This window comes from Paenibacillus sp. FSL R10-2796 (assembly GCF_037965315.1).
Classification (GTDB): domain Bacteria; phylum Bacillota; class Bacilli; order Paenibacillales; family Paenibacillaceae; genus Paenibacillus_AQ; species Paenibacillus_AQ odorifer.
The window spans coordinates 3944219-3958760 of sequence record NZ_CP150178.1 but is presented as its reverse complement, the minus strand read 5'-3'; the positions used below and the strand labels follow the sequence as shown (position 1 = coordinate 3958760).

Genomic DNA, 14542 nt, shown 5'->3' with positions numbered 1-14542 from the left:
AGTATTTTTCTATATAATGGTTGTTATGAAGGAAGAACTTCACGCAAACGTCCTGTCTTCTCATACACATCCTGAAACAGACGGGAAGGTTGGTTTCGGACCGCCGGCTTGGCAGCCACAGTCTCATGTGGTCCAACGACAACGATATTATTTATGCTTCCCTTGATGACTGCTCCATCCTTAATGATTGCCCCTTCACCAATAATGGCATTCTCAATCAGCACTCCACGGCCAATGCGAACTCCAGGCATAATAACACTTTGTTTGATCTGGCTCATCTTACCGATTTCTACCCCATTAAAGACTACAGAACGTTGTAGACTACCTTCTTGGGAGCAGGATTCATTCACGAGAGAGTCCGTTGCTGGGTTCTGAACACGTGGTTTATGAACTGCAAGCTTAGTCCGGCGAACCCGACTATACATAGGCCAATGAGTCTTGTCTAACTTCATGCCATTGTCTTTTTGCAGAAGGTCCATATGTGCTTCCCAAAGACTGCCGACTGTACCTACATCTCTCCAGTAACCCTTGAAACGGTAAGCGAATAAATCATCGTTCTGATCCAGCATGGTAGGAATTACGTCTTTACCAAAGTCATGACTGGAATTAGGATTAGCTGCATCCCGCAACAAGTGCTCCTTCAGATAAGCCCACTCGAACAGGTAGATACCCATTGAAGCAAGATTACTTTTTGGTACTTTAGGTTTTTCCGCGAATTCGGAAATTTTCAGATCATCGTTTACGTTCATTACTCCAAAACGACTAGCCTCATCCCAAGGAACCTCCATTACGGAGATGGTTGCTTTTGCTCCTTTTTCAATATGATAATTCAGCATCTTACGGTAATTCATATGGTAAATATGGTCACCGGATAGAATGAGCACATGTTCTGGGTTGCGGCTATCAATAAAGTCAATGTTTTTATAAATCGCATCAGCAGTCCCTGTATAACTGTCTCTGCCTTCAACACCTGAAGGAAGCAGTGTGACACCTTTATCCTTTTGACTAACTAAGCCCCAAGGCTCACCTTCACCGATATGATTATGCAAAGAGTCAGCTTCGTATTGTGTCAGAACACCTACTGTATCAATGTTCGAATTTACACAGTTACTTAGCGGGAAATCAATAATTTTATACTGTCCACCGAAAGGGACTGCAGGCTTAGCCATACTGGAAGTCAAGGGAGCCAATCTGCGGCCTTCCCCTCCTGCCAATAACATGGCGATACAATCTTTTTTGTTGTTCATTTGTTATCCCTCCCATTATTTTGTCAATGCTTGTAATATAAACTTACGACAAGCGCTTGAAACGACATAGGTGAAATATATTGCTTTGTAAACAGAAAAATTACAATTAATATTTCTTTATCAGAAAATCTTTTCTTTTAACATCAAAACATTTTCAAAATGGTAATATTCGGGTAAGGTAATAGGTACAAGCACATTGAAAAAGGTGGTGTAGAATTGGCTGAAAAAGCAAAAATCGAGACCCTTCCGTCAGCTGCTGATATCTATCTGTTCCATGAGGGCACCAATTATCGCAGCTATTCTATGCTGGGTGCACACACTGCCGCTGAAGAAGGCGTTACCGGTGTGCGCTTTACCGTGTGGGCTCCTCATGCGACATATGTAGGACTAGCTGGTGATCATAATGATTGGGACGGAACACAGGGCGTGGACTCGTTATATAAGATACCCGATTCAGGATTTTGGAGTCGTTTTTTTCCGGGAATACAGCCGGGAACTTTTTACAAATACAGGATTCTTGCCTCAGATGGATCAAGTTTCCTTAAAGCGGATCCTTTTGCTTTTAAAGCTGAGGTTCGACCGGCAACGGCTTCGGTAGTAGCAGAACTGGATGGCTACCGCTGGGGAGATGCAGCATGGCGTCGGAAAAGCAAAGCTCCATATCAACAACCAATGAACATTTATGAAATGCACTTCGGTACCTGGCGTCAAAAAGAGGATGGAGAGTTCTACACCTACCGGGAAATGAGCGAGCTGTTGATTCCTTATTTGGTGGAGATGAACTATACACACGTGGAATTTATGCCGCTGGCAGAACATCCATATGATCTATCCTGGGGTTATCAAGGGACGGGGTATTTTGCGGCAACCAGCCGTTATGGCGAACCCCATGAGTTGATGTATTTGATCGATCAGCTGCATCAGGCAGGTATCGGTGTGATTTTAGATTGGGTTCCCGCTCACTTTGCCAAAGACGCACACGGATTACGTATGTTTGATGGAGCGCCACTTTATGAATATGCCGATCCAATGTTAGCTGAAAAACCAGGCTGGGGGACACTTTCGTTTGATTTCAGTAAGCCGGAGATTTCTTCATTTCTTATTTCTAATGCGCTGTTTTGGTTCGAGTATTATCATATCGACGGAATGCGTGTAGATGCGGTTACCAGTATGCTTCGATTAGATTTCGAAAAGCGGGATCATCAATATCGGCGGAATGTTAATGGTGGATTGGAGAATCTGGAGGCCATCAAATTTATCCAGAATCTGAACAAGGCTATCTTTCATTATTTCCCAAAAGCATTGATGATGGCGGAGGAGTCCAGTGCTTGGCCAGGGGTTACTGCACCAGTGCATGAAGGGGGCCTTGGCTTCAATTACAAATGGAATATGGGTTGGATGAATGATACGCTAGGCTACATAGAACATGATTTTGGTGGGCGCCCTTATCATCATAATTTACTTACGTTCCCAATATGTTATGCTTATGCCGAAAATTACGCATTGCCGCTATCGCATGATGAGGTTGTTCACGGCAAGAAGTCTTTGTTAGACAAAATGCCGGGTGCTTATGAACAAAAGTTCGCAGGCCTCAGGCAGCTGCTGGGATATCAGATCTCTCATCCCGGTAAAAAGCTTCTGTTTATGGGTGGGGAATTCGGTCAGTTTATCGAGTGGAAGGATCAGGAGCAGCTGGACTGGCTGCTGTTGGATTATGAGAGCCATAGTCGTATGCTTGCCTACACGGCTGCACTTAATAAACTGTATCGCTCCGAAAAAGCGTTGTGGGAGCTGGATCATTCTCAAGAGGGTTATCAGTGGATTGATGCGGATGACAATGATCAAAGTGTGATTTCGTATATACGCCGAGGGAAGAAACCAGGAGATACGCTGCTTATAGTCATCAATTTTCAACCGGCAGAACGGCACAATTATCGTATAGGCGTGCCACGGGCCGGGACTTATGAAGAGCTCTTTAGCTCAGAAAATGTAGAGTATGGTGGCTCCGGATTGCACAATGTCCCTCAAAAGAGCGTTAAGCTGGAATGGCACAATCAGGTGAACAGCATAGAGCTGACTCTTCCGCCCCTTAGCTTCCTGGTGTTTAAAAAAACGTCACGAATGGGTAAGAATAAAGAGGCAAAAGAGTTATAGATCTAAGTACGAATAGAGAATCCGTACAGTTTAAGGGGGAAATAATCATGAAAGTTTTATTTGCCGCAGCTGAAGCCCATCCTTTTGTCAAAACGGGTGGTTTGGCCGATGTCATTGGAGCATTACCTAAAGCGCTGAAGGCTGCCGGGGTAGATGTACGAGTGATTTTGCCTAAATATCGTGGGATTCCTGACAAGTTCACCGCTCAAATGGAGCATTTAACGGAAGTGTATGTTCCAATTGGCTGGCGAAAACAATACTGTGGAATTGAACGCATTATCTATGAGGGTATCCCCGTTTATTTTATCGACAACGAGTATTATTTTGGCCGTGATGGAATTTATGGTTATATGGACGATGGTGAACGGTTTGCGTTCTATAATCGTGCAGTGCTGGAGTGTCTGCCAGCCATTGATTTCCAGCCTGATGTACTGCATTGCCATGATTGGCACGCGGCCGTAATTCCAATGCTGCTACAGGGGCATTATCGCCACAATCCATTTTACAGTGAAATGCGGAGTGTATTTACAATACATAACCTGTTGTATCAGGGAGTGTTTCCTTATGAGGTACTTGGAGAGCTGTTAGGTCTGGATAGCAGCTATTTTGGTAGTGTGGAGTACTATGGTAATGTGAATTTCTTAAAAGGCGGGATTGTATTCAGTGATCGGGTCACGACCGTCAGTCCGACTTATTCAGAAGAAATTCGCACACCTTATTATGGTTACGGCCTGGATGGTTTGTTGAACGCACGGTCAGATGTTTTAAGTGGGATTGTGAATGGCATTGATACTAAAAGTTATAATCCAGCGACAGATTCGAGCCTTGTTACCCGTTATCGTTCTAATTTGACCAAGAAGACGGAGAACAAAGTAGCCTTGCAGGAAGAGCTGGGATTACCTGTGGATGCTAATATCCCAATGGTAGCCATGGTCACGCGTCTCGTGGACTCCAAAGGTTTAGATCTGCTTACCCGAGTGCTGGATGAGCTGCTATATCACGAGGATATTCAATTTGTGCTGCTTGGAACAGGTGATGAATCTTACGAGCGTTGGTTCAAGGAAGCGGCATGGCGGTATCCGACCAAGCTGTCTTCACAGATCTTATTTAATGATGCACTCTCACGAAAAATATATGCTGCCAGCGATATCTTCCTTATGCCGTCTAAGTTTGAGCCCTGTGGCATCAGTCAGCTGCTCGCTTTACGGTATGGTAGCATACCCGTTGTCCGTGAGACAGGTGGCCTAAATGATACTGTGCATGCTTATAATGAAGAAACCGGTGAAGGCAATGGCTTTACGTTCAGCAATTATAATGCACACGATATGATGTTTACGCTGCGCCGGGCGCTTTCTTTTTACAAGCAGCCTGAACATTGGAAAAAGATCACAAAAAATGCTTTCGCGGGAGATTATAGCTGGAATGTATCCGCTCAGCAGTACATGGATATCTACGATGATATAACCAAATAAAGTTTAACGAATTCTGTAATGGGTTAATAAGGGATTGCACCTGGGAGTATGGTAAATACTCTGGGAGCAGTCCTTTTTTTATGAAATTAGGAATAAACAGTCGAATGATTTAGCTAGTATAGGGGATAGTAAAAATGTATAAATTTAGCTTCAACGTGAATAAAAGTGATTTTTTAACTGCGTATTATAGAATTCCCCTCATAGAAATCCATTAAAAGGAAGTTATTGTCACAATTATGCCTTTGCATATTCATGCGTTCTGATTTATAATAAGTCAGTCATTGGGTCAACTTAGATTTTTTCATATGAATAGGGGAGATATAGAAATGAACAAATGGGGTAAACTTAGTTTAGGAATGGTATTAGCGGTAGGTCTGCTCTCAGGCTGCGGTCAAAATAAAAATGATAATGATACCGCTGCTAGTGGTAATGCAAATTCCGGTGCAGTTACTAAAAAGCTGATTATGGGAACAAGTGCAGATTTTCCTCCGTACGAATTCCATAAAGTAGTGGACGGAAAAGATACCATCGTAGGTTTTGATATCGACATCGCTAAGGAAATTGCTGCCGACATGGGCGCTGAGCTTGAAGTTAAGGATCTGCCTTTTGATTCACTGCTTAACGAATTGTCCAGTGGACGCGTAGATATGGTGATTTCCGGTCTTAGCCCGACTGAAGAACGCAAAAAAGCGGTTGAACTTTCAGATATTTATTACAAAGCAGAGCAAGCTATTGTAGTGCGCGAAGCAGATAAAGATAAATACGCTACTATGGATGCGGTGAAGGGTACCAAAATTGGTGTACAGACAGGCTCTATTCAAGAAGAAATCGCCAAAGAGATTGAAGGCGCAAAAATCACTTCTCTTGGTAAAATCTCCGAGATCGTTCTGCAATTGCAATCTAACCGTATCGATACAGCAATTATTGAAGGACCTGTAGCCAAATCTTTTGTTAAGAATTTAGCGGGTCTTGTAATTACCGATGCTAAGCCTGAAGTAGAAGATGATGGATACGCAATTGGGATTAAAAAAGGCAATACAGAGCTTCTGGATAAAGTAAATGCTACACTTAAACGTCTAGAATCAGAAGGTAAGATTGATGAATATGTAGCGGCTGCCAGCGAGCTTGCTGAAAGCACGAAGTAAGGAATGTATATTGTTTTAGGTCTGCTGAAGTAAATTGTATGTGTATTACAGAAAATAGCGGAACTTTGCTATTTTCTATTTTTTTGGAGATAGGAGGATAAGATATTGGATATTACTTTATTTAGAATGGCTTATGATTATCGTGATCTTTTCTTGACTGGACTACAATATACCTTGCTACTTGCTGTTCTTGGTGTATTATTTGGCTTCATTCTTGGGATTATCGTCTCTCTACTACGCATGTCAAAATGGAGAGTGTTACGTTTCTTAGCCACAGCTTGGGTTGAATTTTTGCGGGGCACTCCAATGCTTGTGCAATTGTTTCTCATCCATTACGGGCTGGCGACATTTGGGATTGAGTTTACTCCGATTCAGTCCGGGGCGATTACACTCTCCATTAACAGTTCTGCTTATCTGGCAGAAATTTTTCGTGCCGGGATTCAGGGTGTCGATCGTGGACAAACGGAGGCCGCACGTTCACTTGGAATGAAACAAGGGATGACCATGCGTCATATTGTACTTCCTCAGGCACTTAAAAGTGTTCTTCCGGCAATCGGTAATGAGTTCATTACCATTATCAAGGAATCATCGATTATTTCATTTATCGGAGTAACGGATTTGATGTTTCAAGCTCGTACAGTTACAACGATTTCGTATGATGGCATGACACCACTCGTGATTGCTGCATTTATGTATTTTGTTCTAACATTTACGCTTTCCAAGATCCTAGGTAGACTCGAAAGGAGGCTGAATACCGATGATCGCCGTTAAGAACCTGCAGAAGCATTACGGAAAGCTGGAGATTCTCAAAGGAATCGATTTGGAGATTAAAAAGGGTGAGGTTGTCGTTGTAATCGGGCCCAGTGGTTCGGGAAAAAGTACCTTTCTGCGCTGCTTGAATTTATTGGAGCAGCCTACAGGTGGCGAGATCACTTTTGAAGGGGAATCGATCACCTCAAAGAAGCATGATATCAATGCAACGCGTGAGAAGATGGGGATGGTTTTTCAGCAGTTCAACCTTTTTCCGCACAAAACCGTTCTGCAAAACATTACGCTCGCACCGATTAAAGTAAGAAAACAGCAGCAGGCTGTGGCCGATAAATTCGCAATGGAGCTCCTCAAGACTGTAGGCCTTGAAGATAAAAAGGATGTTTATCCAGCTCAATTGTCCGGTGGACAAAAGCAGCGGATCGCGATTGCTCGTGCATTAGCCATGCAGCCCCATGTGATGCTTTTTGATGAGCCTACCTCAGCGCTTGATCCGGAAATGGTAGGAGAGGTACTTGAGGTTATGAAAAAGCTTGCCGAAGACGGAATGACAATGGTTATTGTTACACATGAGATGGGCTTTGCCCGTGAAGTGGGTGACCGCATTCTGTTTATGGATGGCGGGTTCATCGTTGAACAGGGTACTCCTGAACAAGTATTTGGTAATCCTACACATGCTCGGACTAAGGATTTTTTAAGTAAAGTATTATAAAGAATTCGTCAAAACGGCCCTGGACAAGTATCCGGTGGCCGTTTTGTTATAGGGTCCTGAGGGTAATGTGGGAATATATCGCTGGGGGCTGAGTTCATTTATTTATGTAAACCATGTATAATAGATGGTCAGTCAATCAACAGGAAAAGGAGTACATACATAATGAGAGATGATCTACGCCGGATAGGCATTATTGATATTGGTTCGAACTCCATTCGTCTTGTAATTTATGATACAACGCGCGAAGGAGGCTATAAGATCATCAAGGAGTGTAAGTACTCCGCTCGCCTTAGTGAGAAGATTACAAAGGAGAATAGACTGGAACAAAAGGACATGGAAACGATAGTTCCGGTCTTGCGGCAGTTTAAGGAAATCTGCAACGCTTTTGCAGTGGAAACCATTCGGGCGGGTGCAACGGCAGCCATTCGTAATGCGGCTAACTCAAGTGAAATAATAAGCTTTTTGTCACAATCCTCTTCCATTCCGATTGAGGTGATCAGTGGCCACCAGGAGGCATATTATGGCTTCTTGGGTGTTATTAATGCCTTTAATGTAGAGGATGGTTATGTCATTGATATTGGTGGCGGGAGTACTGAAATCACTCTTTTTTGTGAGCGGCGTTATCAACACAGCATTTCTTTCCCGTTCGGGGCAGTAAATACCAACCTAATGTTCGGTCAAGGTGGGAATTGGAGCGATGAGCAGATTCACAAGCTGCAGACCTTTGTTCTGGGCAGACTGGTTGAGCATGATTGGCTAAATGCCAAAGCTGGACTTCCTTTATTCGGTTTAGGAGGGACGGTTCGTTCCTTAGGGAAGCTGGATCAGAAGACACGAGCATACTCATTGCCTAACTCCCATGGCTATACGATGACCAGTGAGACGATCGAGCACTTTATGAACACCCTACCTTCAATGCCTTACGAAAAACGTAAGGATTTAGATGGATTATCTAAGAGTCGGGCGGATATCATTGTATCCGGGTTGATTATTTTCCATACGGTGTATCAGTATATTGGGGCGAGTGAGGCGGTAATCAGCGGGGAAGGGCTCAGAGAAGGCTTGCTGCATGATCTGCTGGAGCCGGAGCAGCCAGTGCGTGATAGTGCATTGGAATATAGCTTAAACACGATCATTCGCTTTGATATTCATACTTCTAAACGGTATTTAGATCATATCAACAAGCTAGCACTCAGCCTGTTTGACGCATTTAAAGATGAATCGAATAGAGCAGAGCACGAGATGTTAATTTACGTGTCCATCATGCTGCATCGTACGGGAACGAATATTAACTATTACCAATCCAAAAGACATACTTTGTATTGGTTGATGAATTCACCAATTCGTGGACTTACCCACCGTCAGCTTATTCTTTGCGCCATGATTGCCTCATACAGCACAAAAAGCCGGAAGCAGAAATTGTTCCAACAACATAAGGACATTTTGCTGCCATCCGACGAAGAGTGGATTCATAAGCTCGGGTCGCTTGTCCAGCTTAGCATTGCGTTGGACAGCACGGAGATTGGAATTGTAAGCGGCCTGAAGGCCAATCTGCACGGCAATACGCTTCATCTGGACTTAGAGGGCGCATCGTCACTGCTAATTGGCCTAGAGGACATTGAGAACGCGATAAAAGCATTTAAGAATGCTTGGGCGGTGAAGGTAAAACTCGGCTTCCCTTCCAACGTGTAACATCCATTGCAGCAAACTGGCTCCGGAAAGGGGCCTTTTTGTCGTCTGGTTGTTCGTAATATCCATTAGCCTGCAAGAAGCTGGCTTTAACATTATCTTTTAGAGACAACTCTAGAATCTTGACGATCTGTTTACGGATGCCGCTGTCTCTGACAGGACACATCAGCTCAATCCGGCGGGTTAGGTTTCTAGTCATCCAGTCGGCACTGGATAAATACACCTCAGGTTTGCCGCCATTTTCGAAATAATAGATCCGGGAGTGCTCCAGAAAACGGTCTACAATACTGCGTACGGTAATGTTTTCGCTTAAGCCCTCTATTCCCGGACGTAGGCAGCAAACCCCTCGCACGATTAAGTCAATGGAGACTCCGGCTTGGGCTGCGCTATATAAATCGTCTATTACTTGCTGATTAGAGAGCGAGTTCATCTTGGCGATTATGCGAGCGGGTCTGCCTGCCCGTGCATGTTCAGCTTCACGCATCATTAGCTTTTGCAAGGATAAGCTCATATTCGTCGGTGCAACAATGAAGGAATGCCAGTCAAAATTAGCCGAATATCCAGTCATTTGATTAAACAGCTCAGAAGCGTCCAGTCCGATATCGCTTTGGGCGGTGAATAGACTGAGATCCGTGTAGGCCTTGGCTGTACTGTCATTATAATTTCCTGTGCCTACATGCACGTAACGGCGCAGTTCAGGGCCTTCCTGGCGGACAATCAAGGTCACTTTGGCATGCGTTTTGAGTCCGATCAGACCATAAACGACATGACAGCCTGATTTTTCAAGCTGGCGTGCCCAAGCGATGTTCCGTTCCTCATCAAATCGAGCTTTTAACTCTACAACCACTGTAACTTGCTTACCAGACTCCGCAGCATTGGCTAGTGCAGTAATAAGTGGAGAATTTCCACTGACACGGTATAAGGTCATTTTAATCGCCATCACTTGCTCATCCTCTGAAGCTTGAATGATAAAGTCTGTCATTGCATCAAAAGACTCGTAAGGGTGGTAGACTAATACATCCCGTTCACGCAGCACCTCGAAGAAATCCTCATTTTCTTGAAATTCAGCAGGATAAACCGGCTCAATAGGTGGATAGTTCATGTAACCAAAACCTTTTAAGCTTCCGGCAAAATTACGAAGAAAGCCTAGATCAAGCGGACCTTCAATTTCAAATACGAAGTCCTCCAGCTCAAATTCCGCTTGCAGCTGCTCAAGAGCATAGGGATGGATACCTTTTTGTACTTCCAAACGGGCTGGCACCCCGCGACGACGCTTGCGCAGCTCTTTTTCGATCTCTTCCAGCAGATCCTCTGCACCTTCCTCATCGATCGTAAGATCTGAGTTACGAGTCAAACGAAACTCACTAACCGCAACAGGTTCGTAACCGCTGAATAAGGTTTGAATGTGATGGCGGATCACATCTTCAATAAATACAAATTGTCTTTTCTTACTATTAGAGCGGTGGGGAAGAGGGATACATCTTGGCAGATTCGAAGGAATTTGCAGGATAGCAAAATAAGGCTCCTCTTCAAGACCATTCTTACGAGTAAGAACAACAGCTAGGTAGATAAACTGGCTGTGCACGAGTGGAAACGGCCGGCTCTGATCAACAGCCATTGGCGTTAGTACAGGATAGATGATATCCCGGTAATACTGTTCTATGGACTGCTCTTGGGCATGGGTAAGATCCTCATAATCCACAAATACGATGCCTTCTTTATGCAAACTCCGCGAAATATCACGGAACGTCCGGTATTGATCGGCAATGATTTTGGTTACGCGTTTGATGAGGCGTTTATACAGCCCGGAAGGGGTGTAGCCTGTGAAATCTTTTTTAGTATAGCCCGCCCGGATCTGATCCTGAATTCCCGCCACACGAACGCTTATGAATTCATCCAGATTGCTCGAGACGATCGCCAGAAATCTGGCACGTTCCATTAAAGGGTTATCAGGGTCCTGCGCCTCCTTGAGTACGCGGCGGTTAAACTCGATCCAGCTCAAATCCCTATTGAGGTAAGCAGTGGCTGGACTGCTCTGATTGTTTTTAATCTCTTCTGTATTCATGGGACCTCCAAATATGCTTCGATGTCTATATCTCAAATCTATTTATCATATTCTATCATTTTACTATTGGATGAGGCACGAAATGTTAAATCTATGTAAAATCTCAAAGAATATTATTTAATTATCTTATATAATAGGATGTGATTGTCGCTATTTAGTTAACATAATCAAAATTACGTTAACTTCTTAATGGACAAAAGACAATAATTAAACATGTTATTTCAGAATGGTAACAATTACATACGCATAGGTTACAAAATTGTGATATATTAAGTCCTGTCAGTTTTACAAATGACAACAATACATCAGGACATCACACAAGATGTACATAAGTACAGGAAATGTACACGAGCGTATACGGAAGTCATACCGCTTACGCCCATCTAAAGAGGAGGCATTTATGAAGAACAAGTTCAGAACCATTAAAACCCTTGCTGCAGTTATGGGAATTAGTGCATTGCTGCACACCGCTCCTGCTTTTGCAGACAGCGTTCATATTGCAAAGGAAGGCAATACTTTCTATACTCTATCTCAGCAATACAATGTCGGTGTTAATGATTTAATGAAAGCTAATCCAAACGTTGCTGCTCTTAATATTTACGATGGACTTAAAATAACGATCCCAAGTAAAATGCAAGCAGAGTCTGTGGCTACGACAGAAACTCCAGTGCTTACACCAAGCCTGAATGTTACTCCAGAATCAAAAACAGTTGAAGCATGGGGCAAGTCCTTTAACTACGAGAAATCGATACAAGTTAAGGCTTCTGCTTATTCCTCAGCGGCTAGTGAGAATGGAGGCTGGGGTGCCGTTGATTATTTCGGGAACCCACTCAAGCTAGGAACCATCGCAGTTGATCCAAGTGTAATTCCTCTCGGAACAAAAGTATTGGTTACCGGACATTCACACGCAGGATTGCCTAAAGAAGCTTTTCTGGCTACTGCAACCGATATGGGAAGTGCCATTAAAGGTAACCGGATCGATATCTTTATCCCAGGCAGCCAAAGCTTTGTAGCCGATTTTGGTTATCAATATGTACAATTATACATTGTTAAATAGCTAGATAAAAATATAGAGATTTATTATAAAGATATGAAATGGGTTAAAAAGGTTAAACAAGAAACGGAGGGAGTCCTTAGCGGCTGCCTCCGTTTCTTGTTTATTTATTTTTAGAGACCTGCAGCAATTGAGGAACGGTAACAAAAGAATAGCCACGTTTACGCATAATCGTGATTACCTCAGGTAAAGCCTGAATCGTTCCGCGAAGATCACTACCCGGCCCACCTCCACCATGCTGAAGGATAATTGCTCCTTTTCCAGCATTAGCTAAGATGTTATTTCTAACTTGAGTTTTGGAAAGTCCCTTCCAGTCCAACGAATCCACATTCCAATTTACAAGCTTATAACCATGATTTTTTGCCCATCTCAACTGTTGCTCAGAGATATCTCCATAGGGTGGACGAATCAAGCGTGGTTTATATCCGGCTAAGGTTTGAATAATGTTCTCGGTCTCAATGATCTGTGATCTGAAATCATGCATCTTTAGCTTTACAAACTGAGGATGATCATAAGAGTGATTTCCAATAGCATGTCCTTCTCTAATCATTCTCTTCACTAGAGCGGGATGTTTCTCAGCTCGGCTTCCCACCACGAAGAAGGTTGCTTTGACATGATATTTCTTAAGAACATCTAGCAATTGGGGTGTAAACCTTGGGTCAGGCACATCATCAAAAGTTAAGGCGATGACTTTATTCCGAGGACCGCTGGTCTTAAAGGTCTCGGGATATTTGTGTAATAGCTGACTCAGAGACAAGCCCTTAGTGTTCTTATTGTTGCTGCTCGTTGAATTATTTGTAGTAGAAGTTCCCGCAGATATCGCCTTGTCTTCGTCAGTGGTTTGCGTGCTTTTAATTTGATCCTGTGAGGATTTCTGACTCTGAGCTGGGGCTGAAGCAACCTCTGCTGAAGAGGTTGGAAATAGCAGGACAATGATTGATCCTAATACTACTAGCAGTTTCTGGACTCTCCGTTGATCATACATCCCCATATGCCTCCTTTACTACCTGATCATCACCATATTCTTCATTGTTATCTCCATTGAAGGATGAATTTATGCCGTTTCTTCAAGGGCTCTGGTAAAGATTTCTTGCACACCCTAATGCGTGTATACTAAATAGAACGGGATATTCCCGGGCCAATTATAGACAGGTGGAAGGATGGGGACAAGGATGTCAGAATTGTTTGCACCTTATGAATTGAAGGGTTTAACGCTGAAAAATCGTATTGTTATGCCGCCTATGTGCCAGTATTCGGTGGATAAAGAGGATGGAATTCCTAATGATTGGCATTTTGTTCATTATGTTAGCCGTGCTGTTGGAGGTGCTGGTCTAATCATTGTCGAGATGACTGGAGTCCACCCGGACGGTAGAATAACGAACCGGGATACAGGGATTTGGAGTGATACACATATAGAGGCTTATCGTAAGCTCACAGAAAGTGTACATGCCTATGGGGCAAAAATAGCCATTCAACTAGGTCATGCTGGACGTAAAGCAGTCGATGCTGAACCGCCGATTGCCCCTTCTGCAATTCCATTTGATGCTCGTTCTAAGCAGCCACAGGCGCTTTCTAAGGAAGGCATCCTTGAGATGATAGAAGCCTTTCGTGCTGCCGCTCGTAGAGCTGTGGAGGCAGGATTTGATACTGTGGAGATTCATGGTGCGCATGGCTACTTAATTCACCAGTTTCATTCACCTCTGACCAACATCAGATTGGATGAATATGGACAAGATCCAGCACTTTTTGGAGTACAAGTAGTTGCAGCAATCCGAGAAGTAGTGCCAGTAGATATGCCCTTGATCATGAGGGTTTCCGCGAAAGAATATGTTGATGGTGGATATGATGCTGACTATGCCCTGGCGTTTTGCCGCCGATATAAGGATGCTGGAGTGGATATGTTCCATGTGTCTTCAGGTGGTGAAGGTCCCATTGGCTCTAATGGTGGACCTAATGCGGGCCCAGCCTACCAAGCAGATCTGGCAGAATATATTCGCAGTGGATTACAAGTGCCAGTAATTGCGGTAGGACGGCTTGAAGCCTATTCTGAGGCACAGTCCATCATTGCAGAAAAAAGGGCGGAGCTTGTAGCTATTGGCCGTGGGATGTTAAGTGATCCTTATTGGGCTTTACATGCTGAAGAAGCGCTTGGTGGCGTACATGATGTACCTAAACCTTATGAACGTGGGATTTGGAAAAGAGGCTAGACCATTTTCGGTGTGAAGTTTGTCACAGA

9 protein-coding genes and 1 pseudogene are annotated in these 14542 nt (G+C 43.6%); 7 read left to right on the top strand and 3 right to left on the bottom strand.

Going from position 1 to position 14542, the window contains the following annotated elements:
* Positions 1-23: 23 nt before the first annotated feature.
* The gene (locus NST58_RS17910; RefSeq protein ID WP_076130041.1) at positions 24-1247 is read right to left on the bottom strand and encodes a glucose-1-phosphate adenylyltransferase; all 1224 of its coding nucleotides are present in this window, start codon (positions 1245-1247) and stop codon (positions 24-26) included.
* 216 nt (positions 1248-1463) lie between these two features.
* Here NST58_RS17910 and glgB point away from each other — a divergent pair, with 216 nt between their 5' ends.
* The 5 genes and pseudogenes from glgB to NST58_RS17885 all read left to right on the top strand — a co-directional run bounded on the left by glgB (position 1464) and on the right by NST58_RS17885 (position 9190).
* The gene (gene glgB, locus NST58_RS17905; RefSeq protein WP_282579835.1) at positions 1464-3401 is read left to right on the top strand and encodes a 1,4-alpha-glucan branching protein GlgB; all 1938 of its coding nucleotides are present in this window, start codon (positions 1464-1466) and stop codon (positions 3399-3401) included.
* 47 nt (positions 3402-3448) lie between these two features.
* Positions 3449-4873, top strand: a complete 1425-nt coding sequence (gene glgA / locus NST58_RS17900) for a glycogen synthase GlgA (RefSeq protein ID WP_076308327.1) — start codon at positions 3449-3451, stop codon at positions 4871-4873.
* 452 nt (positions 4874-5325) lie between these two features.
* A pseudogene (locus tag NST58_RS17895) lies at positions 5326-6789 on the top strand (ABC transporter permease subunit); the annotation flags it as partial.
* On the top strand, positions 6776-7498 hold the full coding sequence (locus NST58_RS17890; protein ID WP_076130044.1) for an amino acid ABC transporter ATP-binding protein: 723 nt from the start codon (positions 6776-6778) through the stop codon (positions 7496-7498). The pseudogene NST58_RS17895 and the gene NST58_RS17890, both read left to right, overlap by 14 nt.
* A gap of 162 nt (positions 7499-7660) precedes the next feature.
* On the top strand, positions 7661-9190 hold the full coding sequence (locus tag NST58_RS17885; RefSeq protein ID WP_076308326.1) for a Ppx/GppA phosphatase family protein: 1530 nt from the start codon (positions 7661-7663) through the stop codon (positions 9188-9190).
* On the opposite strand, the gene ppk1 is transcribed toward NST58_RS17885, so the two are convergent.
* Positions 9138-11252 carry a polyphosphate kinase 1 gene (gene ppk1 / locus NST58_RS17880; RefSeq protein ID WP_076130046.1) on the bottom strand — a complete coding sequence of 705 codons (2115 nt, stop codon included), beginning with the start codon at positions 11250-11252 and terminating at the stop codon, positions 9138-9140. The genes NST58_RS17885 and ppk1 overlap by 53 nt on opposite strands.
* A gap of 400 nt (positions 11253-11652) precedes the next feature.
* Between ppk1 and NST58_RS17875 the strand changes: the two genes are divergently transcribed.
* The gene (locus NST58_RS17875) at positions 11653-12309 is read left to right on the top strand and encodes a 3D domain-containing protein (RefSeq protein WP_076130047.1); all 657 of its coding nucleotides are present in this window, start codon (positions 11653-11655) and stop codon (positions 12307-12309) included.
* Between the two features lie 100 nt (positions 12310-12409).
* Here the strand turns inward: NST58_RS17875 and NST58_RS17870 are convergent, their stop codons facing one another.
* On the bottom strand, positions 12410-13291 hold the full coding sequence (locus NST58_RS17870) for a polysaccharide deacetylase family protein (protein WP_076184412.1): 882 nt from the start codon (positions 13289-13291) through the stop codon (positions 12410-12412).
* Positions 13292-13478: 187 nt separating this feature from the next.
* On the opposite strand from NST58_RS17870, the gene NST58_RS17865 reads away from it, so the two are divergent.
* Positions 13479-14513: an NADH:flavin oxidoreductase/NADH oxidase gene (locus tag NST58_RS17865; protein WP_076308325.1), complete on the top strand. Its 1035-nt coding sequence runs from the start codon at positions 13479-13481 to the stop codon at positions 14511-14513.
* The last annotated feature ends 29 nt before the right edge of the window (positions 14514-14542 follow it).

Bases quoted from the DNA above. Each gene is read 5' to 3' on its own strand.
- NST58_RS17910 (WP_076130041.1), bottom strand. From the start codon at position 1,247: ATGAACAACAAAAAAGATTGTATCGCCATGTTATTGGCAGGAGGGGAA.
- glgA (WP_076308327.1), top strand. From the start codon at position 3,449: ATGAAAGTTTTATTTGCCGCAGCTGAAGCCCATCCTTTTGTCAAAACG.
- NST58_RS17890 (WP_076130044.1), top strand. From the start codon at position 6,776: ATGATCGCCGTTAAGAACCTGCAGAAGCATTACGGAAAGCTGGAGATT.
- NST58_RS17885 (WP_076308326.1), top strand. From the start codon at position 7,661: ATGAGAGATGATCTACGCCGGATAGGCATTATTGATATTGGTTCGAAC.
- ppk1 (WP_076130046.1), bottom strand. From the start codon at position 11,252: ATGAATACAGAAGAGATTAAAAACAATCAGAGCAGTCCAGCCACTGCT.
- NST58_RS17875 (WP_076130047.1), top strand. From the start codon at position 11,653: ATGAAGAACAAGTTCAGAACCATTAAAACCCTTGCTGCAGTTATGGGA.
- NST58_RS17870 (WP_076184412.1), bottom strand. From the start codon at position 13,291: ATGTATGATCAACGGAGAGTCCAGAAACTGCTAGTAGTATTAGGATCA.
- NST58_RS17865 (WP_076308325.1), top strand. From the start codon at position 13,479: ATGTCAGAATTGTTTGCACCTTATGAATTGAAGGGTTTAACGCTGAAA.